The following is a 17554-nucleotide window of genomic DNA, read 5'->3' as shown; positions in this document are numbered from 1 at the left end:
CAAATGGTGAAAGCTATATATCTACTTTTGTGATCCGTTAATATGTTAAAATATGAACAGAAGTAAACGTTAATTTAGGTTAGGGGCGATAAGGATGGATAACCGCATTCTTGTAGTAGATGATGAAAAGCCGATTGCAGATATTTTGAAGTTCAGCTTAGAAAAGGAAGGCTTCAACGTTTTTTGTGCACATGATGGAGTTACAGCAATAGAGTTAGCTCTAAAAGAAATACCTGATTTAATTTTACTCGATATTATGTTGCCATATAAAGATGGAATGGAAGTTTGTAGAGAAATTCGAAAGAAACACGATATGCCTATTATTATGTTAACAGCAAAAGATTCCGAGATTGATAAAGTATTGGGACTTGAATTAGGTGCCGATGATTATGTAACAAAGCCCTTTAGTACACGAGAATTAATTGCTCGGGTGAAGGCGAATTTACGACGTCATAGTATTAAGCCTGAAGAACAAAATCAATTGAAGGAGATTGTTGTTGGTGATTTAGTCATTAAACCTGATGCTTACCTTGTGAAGCGTAGGGGCGAAGAAATTGAACTTACTCATCGTGAATTTGAACTTATTCATTATTTGGCGAACCATCTTGGACAAGTGATGACACGTGAGCATTTACTTCAAGCGGTATGGGGGTACGACTATTTTGGAGACGTACGAACGGTGGATGTCACGGTAAGACGACTGCGTGAAAAAGTTGAGGATAATCCTAGTTATCCAACTTGGATTATCACACGTAGAGGAGTCGGTTATTACTTACGTCATCCAGGGCAGGAGAGTTAAGAATGGAAAAAAAGGTCGGTTTTTTTAAATCGATTCAATTTAAATTAATTATTATTTATGTTCTATTAATTGTTATAGCGATGCAAATTATCGGCGTGTACTTTATACGTCAACTAGAAGATCAACTCGTTAATAACTACACAGAAATGCTCGATGAACGGGCAAATTTATTAGCTTATAACATAGAACAAGAGCTAGTAAAGCCTAGAGAAGATAATACTTCACTAGGAATCGATATTAATGTGTTGCTGCGGGAGTTTTTTCCTGTAGAAAACTCTGAGGCACAAGTAGTTGATATGAATAAGGTCGTATTAGCGACATCAAAAGCGCAAAACCGCCATATTGTTGGACAACAAAGTACCGAAGTAAGAGTTAAACGGGCACTGCTTGGAACAAAGGATACGGGATTTCTACGTGATCCTGAAACAGGGCATCGAATGCGTGTCGTTGCTTTGCCTGTTAAATCGGAATATGAAACCATAGGAGCTATTTATATTGAAGCTTCAATGGAAGAGATTTATGATCAAATGCAACAAATTAATAATATTTTGGCTAAAGGTACGGCTATTGCGGTAGCCATAACGGCTATTCTCGTAATATTAATTGCCCGGACGATCACAGGTCCGATAATTGACATGAAAAGACAGGCACAACGAATGGGAAAAGGTGACTTTACTAGACAAGTACAGGTGTATGGAAGAGATGAAATCGGACAGTTAGCAACGTCTTTCAACGATTTAACGTTTAAGCTAAAAGAAGCAAATGCTTCAACAGAAAGGGAAAAGAAAAAGCTAAGCTCCGTTCTGTCTCATATGACGGATGGTGTGATTGCAACCGATCACCGTGGCAATATTATTTTAATGAATAAGCGCGCAGAGCAACTGTTAGAGACGACAAGTGAAGAAGCTTATTCTCAACCACTCCCAGACGTTTTAAGACTATCTGAAACATTTTCAGCAAATGAAATAGATGACTACAGTGAATCTATTTTGCTAGATTTTAGTAATGAAGAACAAGACTTTTTACTGCAAGCGAGTTTTTCTGTTATTCAAAAAGATAATGGGCCGATTACGGGTATTATCACGGTTCTCCATGATGTTACAGAACGAGAAAAAATCGAACAGGAACGACGAGAATTTGTAGCCAATGTATCACATGAATTAAGAACACCACTTACGACGATGAAAAGTTACTTAGAGGCGCTTGAAGATGGCGCAATCGAAGATATAGAACTCGCATCAAAATTTTTAAATGTTACACAAAATGAGACGGAACGGATGATTCGCCTCGTCAATGATTTACTACAGTTATCGAAAATAGATAGTAAAGATTATCAATTTGTTTTTGAAGATGTGAACTTTAACCAATTTATTCACAATATTATCGATCGATTTGAAATGATGGCCAAAGAAAAAAACATTCAATTTGTTCGGACGATCCCGCTAGAAGTGTTGTATGTAAAAATGGATAAAGATAAAATTACCCAAGTGATTGATAATATTATTTCTAATGCGATGAAGTATTCACCAGATGGAGGGAATGTCTCTGTTCAGCTGCTTTACCAGGGAAATAATCTACGTCTTAGTATTTCTGATGAAGGGGTTGGGATCCCACGTGATAGTCAAATCAAAATATTTGATCGGTTTTACCGAGTCGATAAGGCAAGAGCAAGAAGTATTGGTGGGACAGGCTTAGGTCTTGCGATAGCAAAAGAGCTCGTTCATGCGCATCGAGGTGAAATTTGGGTAGAAAGCGAGTACGGGAAAGGGACAACGATTCATTTTACATTACCGTATTCAACCTTTAAGGGAGGAGAGTCCAATGAAGTATGAGAATATTAAATCGGCAACACTGACTTTTCTTGTGCTGCTAAGCCTCGTTTTAACTTGGCAAATTTGGACTTTCCAGCCTGATTATGCATTACTAAAAGATACAGACTACGTAAATAATCCACATTTAAATGAGGAAAGAAATGTATCTGAGGTGATTGTACCAGAACAGGTTATTTTTCATGTGGAAGATGGGCACTCATTGTTAAGTAGTACCGACCCACTTCATACGGAGCTATATGAACAATGGCTGACGAGTCGAATTGAAGATATTTCAATGATATCTAATTTAACAATGAATCAAGTCGCAGAAAAATCAATTGAGCTCGTATTTCCTACAGCAATTCCAGGTGATATTTTTTTAAGTCTGTTTCCTAATTTAGATGAAGAATTTTTGATGCCATTAGATAATGTTGATCGGGTGTATATTTACTCGAATCCTGATACTTTAAAAGTACATTATCGTATCGTCTCAAATACCGAACATAAATTTGCTGATATCGAAACAGCGTTTTCACCAAGTGACTTTGAAGAAAACTATGTGTCCAAAGCTCAAGAGTATATGAAGGTTTTTGCTTTTCCAGTAGGAACACAGCAAGGACAATGGCGAAAAAAGCTTTATTTACCTGAAGAACCGATAACGGTCGAAAATATGTCTTATACGATAACCCCTGTTTCTGTCGATGTATTTAAACAGCTACTGTTTAATGATCCTTTTTCTGTAAAATACTTTAGCCAAGGTAATGGAGAAGAGTCTTATACTGACGGAAATCGTTTAATTAATATTATTGATAGTGGAAATTTTATGGATTATATTAATCCGATTTATAGTGAAAATCCAGAACGAGGCAGTAGAAATGTAATTGTCAGCAGTATAGACTTTATTAATGGACATGGGGGTTGGACCGATCAATATGTTCTGTATGACTGGATTTCAAATGGTATGAAAGAAGAAGTAAAATTCCGTCTAACGGTAAATGGATACCCTATCATCTCAATGGGTGGCTACGACGTAATGAGTTTGCATGTTTTTCGAACGGGAAATCAAACATCCAGATATGTAAGACCTTTATTTGATTTAGATAGTCAACCGATTGATTCTGCAAAAACGATAGTGAATTTACCTTCTGGCTATGAAGTAGTTGAGTATTTAGAAAAACAAGATTTCTTTGATCCAGCTCTTTTAGAACGAATTGCGATTGGCTATGAAATGAAGAAGTGGAATGCATTCGTGACGATGGAACCGAATTGGTATATTTTTTATGATGAACTGTGGCAAAAAGTATCACTGGATGATTTAAATGAAGGTGAGGTAGACGATCGTGGATTGGAGTAGAGCAAAGACTATTTTTATCATCACCTTTATTCTTCTCAATAGCTTTTTATTCTATCAGTTACGAGAGTTAAACCATGCCAATCAGATCAACCTTATTATCGAAGCAACTTTACAGGAACGTTTAAAAGAGATGAATGTAACGATTGATGATACAGTTGAAGAAGAAATTCAATCTGGCTTTTTAATTGTTGGTAAAAATATAGAAATTTCAGAAGATGCAGTTAAAGGTCTAAAGGGACAAGAGATTACATTCGTAAACAAAACGAAAATGATTTCTCGACTAGATGAGCCATATCCATTAGATCAGGGATCTATTAGGCAACAAGTCGATCGATTCCTGAGTGAATTCGTGTTAAATGGTGAGTTTTATGAGTTTAGTAGCCAAGAAGAAGAGCGTAATCAGTTGATGTTTATACAACAATATGATGGGAAAGTGATGTACTCCTTTGATGAAGCCCCTTTAATTCTACAACTTAATGATAAAGAGCAAATTGTTGCTTACCAGCAAGTAATATATGAAGTAGATGAATCAGGGAGGGAGCAAGAGTTCCTTTCTGGATTAAAGGCGATTGAAAGACTATTAAATGAGCATTTGATAAGTGCTAATCAAACAATAACAGAAGTTGACTTCGGCTATTATAGTTTCTTTAAGCAATTAGGAGACGTTCAAGTGTTTGCACCGATGTGGAGAATTTCTGTTAATGGAAAAGATTACTTAGTAAATGCGATTGATGGATCAGTACAAGATGTTTTTTAAACGATAAGGATAAGATTACTGGAGTGGATAAAATGACTTTGCAATACAGTGTCCTAGCTAGTGGTAGCTCAGGCAATGCACTTTATGTAGCAACGGACGAGCAGCGTCTTTTGATTGATGCTGGGTTAAGCGGAAAAAAGATGGATGAGCTGTTAAAATCGATTGGATGCAGCCCAAAAGAATTAGATGCCATTCTTGTCACTCATGAACATAGTGACCATATTAAAGGAGTAGGAATACTAGCAAGAAAGTATGATCTTCCAATTTATGCGAATGCAAAAACGTGGCAGTCGATGGAAAAAGACTTAGGTACAATTTCTACAGAGCAAAAATTTCATTTTGAGCGTGAAGAAGTCAAGCAGTTTGGAGACCTTCAAGTGGAATCGTTCGGTGTTTCTCATGACGCGGCTGAGCCGATGTTTTATGTTTTCCACCACGCAGGAAAAAAATTAGTGCTTGCTACCGATATGGGTTATGTGAGTGAACGAATAAAAGGAACGATACAAAATGCCGATGTATTTATTTTTGAAGCAAATCATGATATTAATATGCTTCGTATGGGTCGATATCCATGGAGTGTTAAACGACGAATTCTTAGCGATGTAGGTCACGTCTCGAATGAAGACGCAGCGTACGCGTTAGCAGACGTCATTGGAGAGAAAACCTCACGCGTCTATTTAGCTCATTTAAGTAAAGATAACAATATGAAGGACCTAGCGAGAATGACGGTCAGTCAAATTTTAGATGAACGGGACTGTGGCCACGGTCACCAGTTTTCTTTATATGACACAGACCCTGAAAAAGCCACCGAACTGACGGCAGTGTAGTTTAGTTTGTGAGGAATACAGCAATGGATGGGTTCGCGGAACTATTTTATTTGAAATGAGTGGTATGAAGAGCGCAGACGTTTATCCGCCTGCGCTTTTTTTGGTTAGACTGATATTTCTAGAGTTAGACTGATATATCTGAGATTAGACCGATAAATTCGGAATTAGACTGATATATTTGAGATTAGACTGATAAATTCGGAATTAGACTGATATATTTCAAATTAGACCGATATATTGAAAAAGGATCAATCTAACTTCGATAAAGTTCCTATAGAACGGCGGGTTTGTAAACAAACGGTAAAAGGTAGCCTCTATTTTGCGTTTAAGTCTCTTTCTTTTTGGGAAATTTAGTACATAGTATGTGAAATATTCAAAAGTCTTTCTCCCATGTGGACTTTTTACTCATGGCTAATATAATAAAAGTAAAAGCAATTATTTTTATTAATCATAGATGAAGGATGGTGGCAGACATGGGATATTACGATGAACACTATTCTACTGAGACGAGACAGAAGCGCCGAAATGGAAAAGGACTAGGTCTGTCAGCGTTTGTTGGTGCTGTTATTGGAGGGCTAATGGTTCTATTTTCAGTTCCCGCGCTCTCGCAAATGGGACTTCTTCCTTATGATAATGATCAGGGAGAAGCAATAATTGGTGAAGTAGTTGAAAAAACACCAGATGGTCTTGAGCAAACGGTAAACGTATCAGTAAATACGGATATTACGGAGGCTGTCGAAAAAGTGTCGGATGCAGTGGTTGGTGTCATCAATCTACAGCAATCGAGTTTCTGGTCAGAAGACGTGAATGAAGGTACAGGATCTGGTGTCATTTATAAAAAGGCAAATGGGAAAGCATTTGTTGTAACCAATCATCATGTTATTGATGGAGCAAGACAAATTGAGGTAAGTTTAGCAGATGGAACTCGCGTTGAAGCTAAGTTATTAGGAGCCGATGTCCTTACTGACTTAGCTGTCCTTGAGATAGACGATGAAGGAGTCACTACCGTTGCTGAGTTTGGAAACTCTGAAACATTACGAGCCGGTGAACCAGCTATTGCGATTGGAAACCCATTAGGATTACGATTTTCAAGCTCTGTGACGCAAGGAATTATTAGTGCAAAAGAAAGAAGTATTCCTGTAGATTTAACAGGAAACGGCCAAGTGGATTGGCATGCCGAAGTTTTACAAACTGATGCTGCAATAAATCCGGGTAACAGTGGAGGCGCATTAATTAATATTCAAGGGCAAGTTATTGGGATTAACTCAATGAAGATCAATCAGACAGCAGTGGAGGGAATAGGCTTTGCCATTCCTACGGCGGTTGCAGTACCTGTGATCAATGACCTTGAGCGTTTTGGTGAAGTTCAGCGTCCGCAGCTAGGCGTCGGGATTCGTTCTTTATCCGAAATTCCAGGCTATCACTGGCAAGAAACATTAAAGCTCCCTGCTGAAGTGAAAGCGGGAGTGTTTATTACAAGTGTCGCACCAATGTCCCCAGCCGAAAGAGCAGGGCTGAAGGAATATGATGTGATTGTAGAAATTGATGGAACAGTAATTGAAAATAGTCACGATTTACGCAAATATTTATATTCGCAAACAAAAATTGGCGATGAAGTACAAGTCACGTTTTATAGAGAAGGTAAAAAGGAAACGACTAAAGTACAACTAGCTGAGCAGCAAAGCTTTTAAATTGTGGATAAAGGCAAAGGAGAAAAGATCTTTGCCTTTTTTATATGGTCTATAGTTATCCACAGCATTTTAGAAATCATTTTATATATCCACAAGTAAGATGAACACGGGAAGGATATGTTATAATAAAAAGCCGAAAAGTTTAAAGAGCGGATCTTGAAGGGAGTCATAACTTTGAAATACTTATCTTGTAAGGACCACGTGGAACTCGCGATGGAGCACATTATTGATGAATGTGAAGCAGCTCCTAATATGGAAATTTTATCAGAACAACAAAAATTATCCACAACTTGCTCGTTCTGTGAACAAGAACCAATCTATAGAATTACAGATTAATGGGAACAAGTGTGTTGATATGTGGATAAGTCATGTGGATAACTGTGGATTTGTGGAAGGAGACAACCTGTGAATATCTCAATTATTACGGTAGGGAAACTAAAAGAAAAATATTTAACATTGGGGATAAATGAATATTTAAAACGTTTAGGCGCGTATGCAAAGGTAGAAATTATTGAAGTTCCTGACGAAAAAGCTCCTGAACAATTAAGCGAAACTGAAATGCAACAAATCAAGCAAAAAGAGGGAGAAAAAATTCTAGCAAAGGTCCAACAAGATGCCTATGTCATTTCACTTGCGATTGAGGGAAAGCAAATGTCTTCCGAGCAGTTAGCATCTGAACTGGACAAGCTAGCGACGTATGGAAAAAGTAAAATTGCTTTTATTATTGGCGGCTCATTAGGATTAAGTGATGAAGTATTGAAACGCTCCAATACGCAACTATCCTTTTCAAAGATGACGTTTCCTCATCAGTTAATGCGGTTGATTTTAGTCGAGCAGGTGTATCGGGCGTTTAGGATTAATCGGGATGAACCGTATCATAAGTAACAGCGAAATGTATTATTGATAGAATTATTTAAGGAACTCCGCTTTTAACTTTGATAAAGTAATTCTGATAATAACAGAAAAAAAAGCAAATAGTGTATCTTTGAAGATGTTATTACAATAATAATTACAAGAGCTTCCTTCAGAATAGGGGGCTCCTTATTTATATTCTTTAGCCACTCGTCCCAGGAACCTTTTCAAATCGTCAACCTCAAGTTTCACAAGAAGCTAATCTTTTTAAAATGTTTTCTATTACATTCGTTAAATTACCATTTTTGTATTGTTGGATAAAATCACGATATAAAAATTCTATTATATCATTTACACTGAAGGTCATTTCTGGTTCTAAACTTGCTAAATCATTTAGAATTACCTCAAGCCTTAGCGCTTTTTTTCTTTTGATTGTACAGTCTATTACCTTTTTTCTTTGTACCTCGTTATTGATATGTAGTATTTCACGTTCTCCTCTGTAATGGTAGATTTCGATAGGCTGTTGAATTCCTGAGTGTAACTTTCGATACAATTCATAAAGATTTTTACTATGTTTTGCCTGATAGAGAAAATCATCTAAAAGGATGCTGATCAAATTTTTTTGTGTAAATGGTTTTTCAATTAATTCAGAAACATCTTCACAAATAAGCTCTCCTCGAAGAAATTCTGAAACTGGAACAGAAATCGTATATTTAAGATCAATGGTTAGAGCAAACTTTCGTGATAGATTATGAACTAATTTGTCAAAAAGTCCTGTAGGAGTATATGTTAATTCATTAAGTTCCTCTTCATATAGAGTATATAATCTTTTATTAGTATAGGTTTTACTCATAATATTTCCCTGCTTTCTAAATTATCATGGAGAATTATCTTATATCAATTTGTTATTGCTAGTCTATTCGAGAGAGGGAAATGGTAGAACGTTTAAAATAATAAGTTTTTGTATAAACTATTATCAATACAAACAACGAAAAAAGATAGGAGAGAAATTGTATGACTTCTAAAAAGAAAGAAAAGAAAAATAGTCTCGAGAGAATCGATAAAAAATTATTAAAGCAATTTGCCAATATAGCTAAAAAATCAAAAACAGTTACATCTTTTAAAGCAAGATAAATACATAACCTAAGTTGTTCTGAGTTACTCTTTATTAAAAAATCAGGAGGATCTTAACTATATAAACTTTTATATAACAATAGTGATCTTATTACACCTGATTGAGAATAACTTGGCATCCCAATCCCTCTTGGACGGCCTCTGCTGTACAATAATTCGGGTAAAAGGCCGCAAAAAGCACTGTTATTGTAATTATGGTTAAAATACTTCCAGGCTTCGTTTACATCATTGTTAACTAAGAATGCTTCACCTAACCAGAACGTTGGACCGGTCCATGGCTTTAAATCGCCTTCTTCTGTTGTTAAACTCTCATGTCTCCAAATACCTCCAATGAAGGGATCTTCAAGTCTTTGCTGAATGGCTTTAAGTGTCGGTTTTAGCCATTCTTTTGGAAATATAGGAAATTCAGAGAAGAATAGAGTAACAGATGCATCTAATAATTTTGTTTCCATAGACCGAGTGACTATTCCGTTATGGACGTTGTGCTTAGAAATTGCCTGAATTAATTCAAAGGCTCCTTGTCTAAATCGACTCGCTTTCTCATTTTTGAAGATAACTTCCGCCATTTCGGCTGCTCTTATTAATCCAAATGCTGAGATAGCTGATGTCCATGTCATATGTTCGAATTTTTCTCCTAAATGCGGTCCAAAGGTTTCCCAAATTCCTGCATCTGGGAAGATAAGTCCGCTTGAATCACGATTTTTCAAAATCCATTCGGCCGATTGGCTTATAATTGGCCACAGATCATGTATAATTGTATGGTCTTTTACTAACGACCAAACCTGCCATATTCCGTATAATATGAGTCCAGTAGTATCGTTTTCAAAAGCGTGTTCGTTCGGTAAACGTGTTACAACATTATATGCAAAATAATAGTTTCCATCAGGACGCTCTATTAAATAACTAAGTGTCGCGTATAACGACCTTACTGCGTCTTCTAGATGTTCCGCTAGCGCTAAAGTAGATGCAATCCACAAGCTATCACGAATCCATACATTACCTTGATAAGGTTTAAATCCAATGATAATAGGAGTTCCATCTTTCTGCAGGCTCATTTTTGTTAAAGTGTTACTAACTCTCCAAAAATATTCCAGATCAGGTGAAAGTGTATCAATCTCTACTGTTTTATTGTGCCATGTTTGCCATCCTTTTAATGTTTGTTCTTGACTTTGATTAATTTGAACCAATGTATTCTCTAATTCATGAAGGGCCTCCTCTTTAGAAGCACCTGATGCAAATACCTGAAAGACAGGTTTGCTGTATGATAGACTTGGGACCTTTTGAGCGGAAATTGTAAAGACTAGGGGAACAGGGACTAAACTGTGTTCAAAGATAGTTACCTGACCTCCAGTTACTGCTTTAGAAATATCGCCTGCTATTCCTTCAGCAGAGGGGGAAACAGTGGTTGCAAGCCATTGGTTTTCAGAGATTCGAGAAATAAAGGTGTTATCAATTCTTTGAACAATGTTTTTTAAATGTACGATAGGGAAGATCGATGCTTCAGAAGGGTTGCTGCGGAGAGTTTTAACTTCGATAGAGCGGATGAAAGAGTTTCTCTTAGGAGGAGCCCATGTTTTTGTCCTGACTACGGTATTCCCTTTATGAGAAACGACTTCATATATTCCATAACCATGAATGTATCTCGTACTATTTATTGAAATAATTTCCCCGATTTGTCCCAACTTTTCTTTAATGATTCCATATGGATCATACCAAATTTTCTCATTCTGATCTTTAGCTAGTATATAAGAACCAGGATAATCAAAAAGTGAACTTGACATGTCAAAGTTTCCGAAAAAAATTTGACTTATTTTATCAACTGGACGACATCCAACATCATACTGCTGAAGCCAAGCTAATACATTACCATTTGAAATAGGAACATGATTATCTTGATTTTTACCAATAAAATAATGCATTCAATTTACTCCTTTATGATGAAATTCTGGTTATCAATAATAATATTAAAGATTTGGGATTTTTATGTTAGATTCATAGGGGAAAGAATTAGAAGAAGTCTACCCATTTTAAAAAAGAAAATTAAAGCCATCAAAAGTAGCGGTATATTTCCAAATGTAAGAATAATTTCTCAATCCCCATAAAACCCGTAATGATAAGAGTGATCGATCATATGTTTAGGGCCACTGTACTAAATAGAACAGTGCCCCTTTCGTAATTGCTGTATGAAGGCATGGTAAAAGTTACTTAGTTTAAACGACGATGTAGTAGTTTCTAGCTATTAATATGCTTCAACTCTTGTCTTATTGGCTGAAGAACACCAGACCATGAGTAAGTGACCGTTACCTTAATGGTACCAAATGAACTATTTCCAGAGAAGTCACTGTGACAATAATTGAAATTTTGCAATTAAAAAAAGAAAAAGTGGGAATATAAATCCAAAAAATATTGAAATTATTAGCCAGCTGGTTTTTATAAACTCTGTAAAAAAAACGACATTGGGAAAAAACTCCATTGATAAAGTAATGACGATAATTCCTAAGGCTACTGAAAGCAGACGAGTGTTTTTTATCCCAAATGTTTGTGCGAATAAAGTAATAGAGACATAAAAGCAAATGGATAATTTAAAAAAGATAGTGATGATCCAAATGCTAGAAATAAATGCTTCTGGACGCTGGATGAAATTAAAGATACTAATTTGTTGTGCAAGTATGAAGCCAGGATAATGTACAGATGAGGTTGCTTCTGCACCTATAGTAGAGATTGTAAGAAATGTGCTTAGAATTAATAGGAACCCTCCAATTGTAAATCCTAAAAGAAACGGATTCTTCTTTCTTGGTTCTTTTATGACATGAGGATATATAATTAACAAAAGTACAAGTTCCAAAAAAGCCGTACCGATTAACGTTAGCGACCCATCAAAAACGGAGATTACTCCTTGTTCGAGAATGGGTTGTATTTTTTCAAATTTAATCTCTTTCATAATAAAAAAGACAAAGAACAATATAAATGCATAAAGCCAAGGCATGAAAATTTCACAAGTTCGAGCAATATTCTCAAGGCCATAGCAAACACCGAAAATGACAACACCTAAAAAAAGAACATGAATAGCTAAAATAGGGGTTTCCGGAAGCGCGGTAATGACCATAAAATTTCCCAAGGTACGCACTAGTATAATGGAGGCTACCAAAGAATAAGCAAAATACAGTAATGAAACGACTTTTCCTATTGCCTTGCCAACAGTAAAGTAACAAAATTCTATAAAGGATGCATTACGGAATAAGTTAGCTATTAAAAGGTATAACCAGACAAGTATCATTCCTCCTCCAAATCCGACAATGGAGGAAATCCAAGCATCTTGCTCTGATTTTTGAGCAAGAAATACGGGTGTGATTAAAATGGAATTTCCAAGGCAAAACATGATGACTAGCTTTCTAAATTGACTTGCTGCTATCTTCTCCTTAAGCAAGTAATTCATCCTTTCATTTGAATACCGAAAAAAACTTCTTATTTTTTCATTCTTTCAAGGAATGATTTATTTGTTCGGAATTCATGAATAATTGAAGCTTTTACCTCAACATTTACGGCTAAGTTTTCGTAGATATCTTCCCATTGATTTTTATGCTCATTCCAGTATGTTGGATTTGAACGGTGAACAATATTGCCAAAACCAAAAATATCTGCTCGATATGACTTTTGTGCTTTGTGTAAAGCGGCCTCAATTTCTTCTTTAATTTGTTTCTCGGTTTCTCTTTCTAAATATTGAATAGGTTCACGTGCTGAAAAATCCATCTCACAACCAACAAAAGTCAAGGCGCCCTCAACTTCAATATGCATATTAATAGAAGGGTTTCCATTTAGGAGCTTAAATTTGGTATCCTCGCTAGTTTCAAATACTTCTACATTTACATACTCTTCATTATTAAGACACGGAATGCTAATCGCAGTACTTTTAATATTTCCCTGAGTATAGTTATAACCTTTGCTTTCACTTTCATTTAACCAACCAACAAGTTTATCTTCCTTAAACACACCGAAACCGACGTATTCAAACTGAGCATATGGACTAATCCTCACCCGATTTTCTTGGTTTTCTCCCTTTGTTTGATCTCCTGCGATTTCAATTCCTGTTAGAACCACTTCTTTTCCTCCACTAAGCAATTCATCGGTAAGTGTTCTCATCGTGACAGCGCCTGTTTCCCCCCAAACTTGGGATGAAACATCCAAAGAAATGTTTAGTTTACTTGCTGGAATTTGTTCTAGTGGAGAGTAGACTTCCAAAATCTTTGCTGCTTTTTCCCCTTTCGCAATAACAAAATAGAAGTCTTTACCATAATCATGATCTCGTAAAAAATGATCAAGAAGTTCTTGTATTCCTTCTTTGGCATATTCTTCGCCAAGAATAATAATTTGTAATTGTCCAATAAATAGCTTTCTGGTACTTTTTGTTGTCATTTTTCGCATCGCTTCCTGTACACCATATCCTGACTCTTGATAAATAGTAACAGGAGAATCAGGTAAGGGTGAATCTCCTGCTAATGCATTTGGATTAAGAACTTGATTTGTAATGAGATGCTGCTTGCCTTCCTTATCAATGCCCATAGCTAATGTAAAGGCTAAATCGTTCAATTCTTTGTAATTCCAACATCCAGAAAGGATAACGAACGTTGAAAGAATAACTAATAAAATTTTTCTATTATCCACTTGCCATCGCCTCTTGTTATTTACGTGATGTTAAACCTTATTTCTTTGTATGGTTAAAAAATGAGCTATATTTTATTAGAGGATTTCTTCATTTTTGACCATGGAACGCGCAAGATCGTATCTTTAAAAATTTTTTTCTTAACACCTGCGAATGGTTTCATAAACGGTTCACCAAACGAACGCAAACTACATAAATGTTGAACCATCAATAACAACCCCATAATAATACCAAAAAGACCAAAAGTTGCCGCCAATATCATCATTCCAAAACGTAAGATACGAAAAGCATTAGCCATATTATATGAAGGAATCGCAAAACTCGTTATGGCTGTAATTGCAACTACGATGACCATTGCCGGTGAAACTATTCCTGCTTCTACAGCAGCTTGACCAATAACTAAAGCACCTACAATTGAAATCGCTTGACCAACCGCTCTTGGCATCCGAACACCAGCCTCGCGTAGTAATTCGAAAGTCCCCTCCATTAGGAAAGCTTCAATAATTAATGGAAAAGGAACGCCTTCACGCTGCTGAGCTAAAGCAATTAAGAGTGGACGTGGTAAAATTTCATAATGATAAGTCGTAATAGCTATGAACATGGAAGGTGCTAATAATGCTGTAAATATTGAAATGAACCTTAGGATTCGAATTAACGTCGAAATATCAGAACGCTGATAATAATCTTCGGATGCTTGAAGAAACTGCGGGAAAATGGCAGGTACAATGAGAACAAAAGGAGTACCATCAACTAATATAGCAATCCGTCCTTTTAAAAGAGCAGCTGCCGTTACATCTGGTCTTTCCGTATTATAAATGGTAGGAAAGGGAGTATAAGTATGGTCTTGAATTAATTCTTCAATGTAGCCACTTTCTAAAATTCCATCAATATCTATGCGATTCAGGCGAATTCGTACTTCTTGTAAAACGGTTTCTTCTACTATTCCATGAAGATACATGATAGCAACGGTTGTTTTTGTCACTGTTCCAATTAGTAATTGCTCTAACCAAAGATTCGAATCCTTAATTTTACGGCGAATTAAAGCAGTGTTGAGGCGAATATTTTCAGAAAAACCTTCTCTAGGTCCTCTTATCACTGTTTCTGAAGAAGGCTCTTGAACACCTCGTTCTTCCCAACCTTTTAATCCAACAAGGAACCCTGCCTGAAACCCATTCAATAAAATCGCTGGATCTCCGGATAAAATGCCTATCAACAACGTATCCATATCACTAATTTCTTTTATTTCACCTATCGGAAGGATTAATTCTTTTAATTTTATTAAAGGGTCTATTAAAGGGTCTTCGAAAAATTGATGATCTAAATTATCATAAAGACGTATCGATTCAAGAACAAATTCATTTATGGATGTGTTATTTGAAAGACCATCAATAAAAATCACACATGCTTGAAGAAATTTCGTATTATCAATGTAGGTTTTTCTTATAATTAAATCAGAACTATTTCCAAGTGAATTTTTCACATAATCGATATTTTCTTGCAAAGTTGAATAGAGTAGGAGGGTTTTTTTATCAGAATAATCTGTCAAATCCGCTTGTATTGAATCCTTTTTATTACCTGCCTGTTTTATTCTTTTTAAACGGCGCATCACTTCCACCCCCATTTATTAGATTTACCTTGATGGGGTTAATTATGTAAATAAAACAATATAAATCCATTATTTGAAAGAAAGGGTAACCTTGACTTTTTTTAAAACTCCTGAAGCCTCTTTGAAAGTTGTATACCCCTAAAAAGTATATGTAAATTTATAGAAAAAACGGCAGCGTTGCTGCCGTTTCAGACTATTGATACTCCCTTCAGATATTACGGAAAGGATTTCTATTTTATATTGCTTCTTTCTCAGCTTGCTTGTGCCACAAGCGTTTTATATACTATGCCAGATTCTCTTCCTATCTTTTGAGCAACTGAAACACCGTCAATTTTTCTATCTTGGACTATAAGACATTAAATATTTAAGTTTTTTTCTACTATCTTTTGCGTTTTTATGCTATCTTTCAGGAAAAGTAAAAAATACAATATCAATGTAACCGAAGTGAATAATGATACTAATCTAACTATTTGAATATATACCCATTCGATTATACCTGTATCTAGAAGAAATAAGAAAATATAGGCGCAGGCGTGAAGCGATGCAAAAATAACACTTAATAAACAAATGACTTTATACGTTTTTTTCTGCTCTTTCTTAAAAAGAATCAACATAAATGCAGCAATAGCTATGGCACCAAGCAGATGAAATAGGTCTGAGAAAAGGAAAATTCCCGTAATAAGAGCATCGCCCCCAACTTCAAAAGCAATTAGAGAATAATTAAATGCATCTAATATTTTACCTAACACTCTTAACGCAAAGCCTATCAGAATCATAAATATAATCTTCTTTAATCCAAAATGAATCCCTTGATTATAAAGAAATCGAATAAACATAAAGAGAAATAAAGCTCCGAGAACATTCAATATATCTGAAACGATAAAAACAGGGTATGACTCTATTGGTTCTGCCCAAGAATCATTTACAATATAAAATAACATCAATACAAACCATAAAAGCCCTCCAATTAATCCGAGCCTGGCATAATTCTCTAAGGATTTGTCTTTAAAACTGGTTAAAATTGAAATGTTGTTTGCAAAACTGATTTTGCCAGGATCCATTGAATCATTACTTTTCCCCATCATTATTCCCCCCTTATTGAAAGACGGAGCTTCTATTAAATCCCTGAATCCTGCTGTATGTCCTATGGCCTATGTAATATGTTTGACAGCCCTGTCTTTAGTCTAATTATATGCGAAATTATAACAAGTAATAATATTTATAGAAAAAATTCAGCGGTAGGTACAATCAAGTAAAGCAAATTTTTAAAGGGAAGTAGCTATAAGTTAACGGCTTGTAGCTAGCTTCCCTTTTATTATGGAAAAATTATAAAATCAATCTTTGAAAAATCTTTACCAATTCTAAGAGAAGTTTTACCTTTCCTAAGACTCTCTTTAATCTTTGAACACTATAATTTAGTTAGGGAAAGGGTTGAGGAACAGTAAAAGAGTCTTATTACGATTAAAGGAGAGATTAACAATGAAAATAATTGTCATTCATACTATCGGTGATACAGAAGGATTTGACCGTGCAGAAGAAAAAGCATTTCAAGAATTACAAAATGGAAGCCTTCAATTACCAGAGGGAGTTTCGCTTATTTCTCGTGCATTTAATCATCCTCGTACAAAACAAGTTTGTACATGGGAAGCTCCATCGATTGAAATAGTTGAAGAAATTGTTGAAGCTTTAGTTGGGCCATATAGTAAAAATGAATATTATGAAGTTGAGGTTGTGAATAGTTAATATATATCGTGGGAATGTCCATGATTATATTGATGGAGGAAATGTGTGGTTGCTTTAGGCTCTTACAGTGGAATTTTTAAGGCTACAGGAAAATGCATGAGAGCGGCCTTTGCTCATGTCTGGACGCAGGATGGAAAGATCACGACTTGTTCAGTATGTTGATAGTGCGATCGTAAGAGAAGTCCTTTGAGTTAAGAAAAGCGGAAGGTGTCTGTTTATCGGCGACAAGCGCTGGAGGACCAGCAATTAGTGTCTTGACTTTTAGACACGTTTGATGGACCGAAGCGACCTCGAGCCGATGACACCTGCAGCTAGACAAG

15 protein-coding genes and 1 pseudogene are annotated in these 17554 nt (G+C 35.8%); 9 read left to right on the top strand and 7 right to left on the bottom strand.

Features of this window, described 5'->3' with window-relative positions:
• Positions 1 to 94 precede the first annotated feature (94 nt).
• The 8 genes from yycF to rlmH all read left to right on the top strand — a co-directional run bounded on the left by yycF (position 95) and on the right by rlmH (position 8124).
• A complete protein-coding gene (gene yycF, locus J0N78_RS21560) occupies positions 95 to 799 on the top strand; it encodes a response regulator YycF (RefSeq protein WP_209125189.1) in 705 nt (234 codons plus the stop codon).
• A 2-nt stretch (positions 800 to 801) separates the two neighbouring features.
• Positions 802 to 2631 (top strand): cell wall metabolism sensor histidine kinase WalK, encoded by a 1830-nt coding sequence (gene walK, locus J0N78_RS21555; protein ID WP_209125188.1) that lies wholly within the window; start codon positions 802 to 804, stop codon positions 2629 to 2631.
• Positions 2621 to 3964 (top strand): YycH family regulatory protein, encoded by a 1344-nt coding sequence (locus tag J0N78_RS21550; RefSeq protein ID WP_209125187.1) that lies wholly within the window; start codon positions 2621 to 2623, stop codon positions 3962 to 3964. Before walK ends, J0N78_RS21550 begins: the two co-directional genes overlap by 11 nt.
• Positions 3951 to 4721 carry a two-component system regulatory protein YycI gene (locus J0N78_RS21545; RefSeq protein ID WP_209125186.1) on the top strand — a complete coding sequence of 257 codons (771 nt, stop codon included), beginning with the start codon at positions 3951 to 3953 and terminating at the stop codon, positions 4719 to 4721. Before J0N78_RS21550 ends, J0N78_RS21545 begins: the two co-directional genes overlap by 14 nt.
• Before the next feature lie 32 nt (positions 4722 to 4753).
• Complete coding sequence (locus tag J0N78_RS21540; protein ID WP_209125185.1) at positions 4754 to 5548, top strand: MBL fold metallo-hydrolase; 795 nt, start codon at positions 4754 to 4756, stop codon at positions 5546 to 5548.
• Positions 5549 to 6021: 473 nt separating this feature from the next.
• Positions 6022 to 7239, top strand: coding sequence for a S1C family serine protease (locus J0N78_RS21535; RefSeq protein WP_209125184.1), 1218 nt, complete (start codon positions 6022 to 6024; stop codon positions 7237 to 7239).
• Between the two features lie 174 nt (positions 7240 to 7413).
• Positions 7414 to 7575, top strand: a complete 162-nt coding sequence (locus J0N78_RS21530) for a CxxH/CxxC protein (RefSeq protein WP_209125183.1) — start codon at positions 7414 to 7416, stop codon at positions 7573 to 7575.
• A 69-nt stretch (positions 7576 to 7644) separates the two neighbouring features.
• Positions 7645 to 8124, top strand: a complete 480-nt coding sequence (gene rlmH, locus J0N78_RS21525; RefSeq protein WP_209125182.1) for a 23S rRNA (pseudouridine(1915)-N(3))-methyltransferase RlmH — start codon at positions 7645 to 7647, stop codon at positions 8122 to 8124.
• Positions 8125 to 8332: 208 nt separating this feature from the next.
• Here rlmH and J0N78_RS21520 read toward each other — a convergent pair whose 3' ends face one another.
• The 7 genes and pseudogenes from J0N78_RS21520 to J0N78_RS21490 all read right to left on the bottom strand — a co-directional run bounded on the left by J0N78_RS21520 (position 8333) and on the right by J0N78_RS21490 (position 16573).
• A complete protein-coding gene (locus J0N78_RS21520; RefSeq protein ID WP_209125181.1) occupies positions 8333 to 8944 on the bottom strand; it encodes a hypothetical protein in 612 nt (203 codons plus the stop codon).
• A 334-nt stretch (positions 8945 to 9278) separates the two neighbouring features.
• Positions 9279 to 11144 (bottom strand): glycoside hydrolase family 15 protein, encoded by a 1866-nt coding sequence (locus J0N78_RS21515; protein WP_209125180.1) that lies wholly within the window; start codon positions 11142 to 11144, stop codon positions 9279 to 9281.
• A 419-nt stretch (positions 11145 to 11563) separates the two neighbouring features.
• Positions 11564 to 12652, bottom strand: a complete 1089-nt coding sequence (locus J0N78_RS21510) for a GerAB/ArcD/ProY family transporter (RefSeq protein WP_209125179.1) — start codon at positions 12650 to 12652, stop codon at positions 11564 to 11566.
• Between the two features lie 38 nt (positions 12653 to 12690).
• A complete protein-coding gene (locus J0N78_RS21505) occupies positions 12691 to 13887 on the bottom strand; it encodes a Ger(x)C family spore germination protein (protein ID WP_209125178.1) in 1197 nt (398 codons plus the stop codon).
• 65 nt (positions 13888 to 13952) lie between these two features.
• Positions 13953 to 15491 carry a spore germination protein gene (locus tag J0N78_RS21500; protein ID WP_209125177.1) on the bottom strand — a complete coding sequence of 513 codons (1539 nt, stop codon included), beginning with the start codon at positions 15489 to 15491 and terminating at the stop codon, positions 13953 to 13955.
• A 254-nt stretch (positions 15492 to 15745) separates the two neighbouring features.
• Positions 15746 to 15848: pseudogene (locus J0N78_RS21495) on the bottom strand (Cys-tRNA(Pro) deacylase); the annotation flags it as partial.
• Positions 15848 to 16573 (bottom strand): hypothetical protein, encoded by a 726-nt coding sequence (locus J0N78_RS21490; protein WP_209125176.1) that lies wholly within the window; start codon positions 16571 to 16573, stop codon positions 15848 to 15850. The gene J0N78_RS21490 and the pseudogene J0N78_RS21495, both read right to left, overlap by 1 nt.
• Before the next feature lie 397 nt (positions 16574 to 16970).
• Here J0N78_RS21490 and J0N78_RS21485 point away from each other — a divergent pair, with 397 nt between their 5' ends.
• Positions 16971 to 17234 carry a hypothetical protein gene (locus J0N78_RS21485; protein WP_209125175.1) on the top strand — a complete coding sequence of 88 codons (264 nt, stop codon included), beginning with the start codon at positions 16971 to 16973 and terminating at the stop codon, positions 17232 to 17234.
• Positions 17235 to 17554 lie beyond the last annotated feature (320 nt).

This window comes from Alkalihalobacillus sp. BA299 (genome assembly GCF_017745675.1).
Lineage (GTDB): Bacteria > Bacillota > Bacilli > Bacillales > Bacillaceae_F > Alkalihalobacterium.
This window is presented reverse-complemented; position numbering and strand designations above follow the sequence as displayed.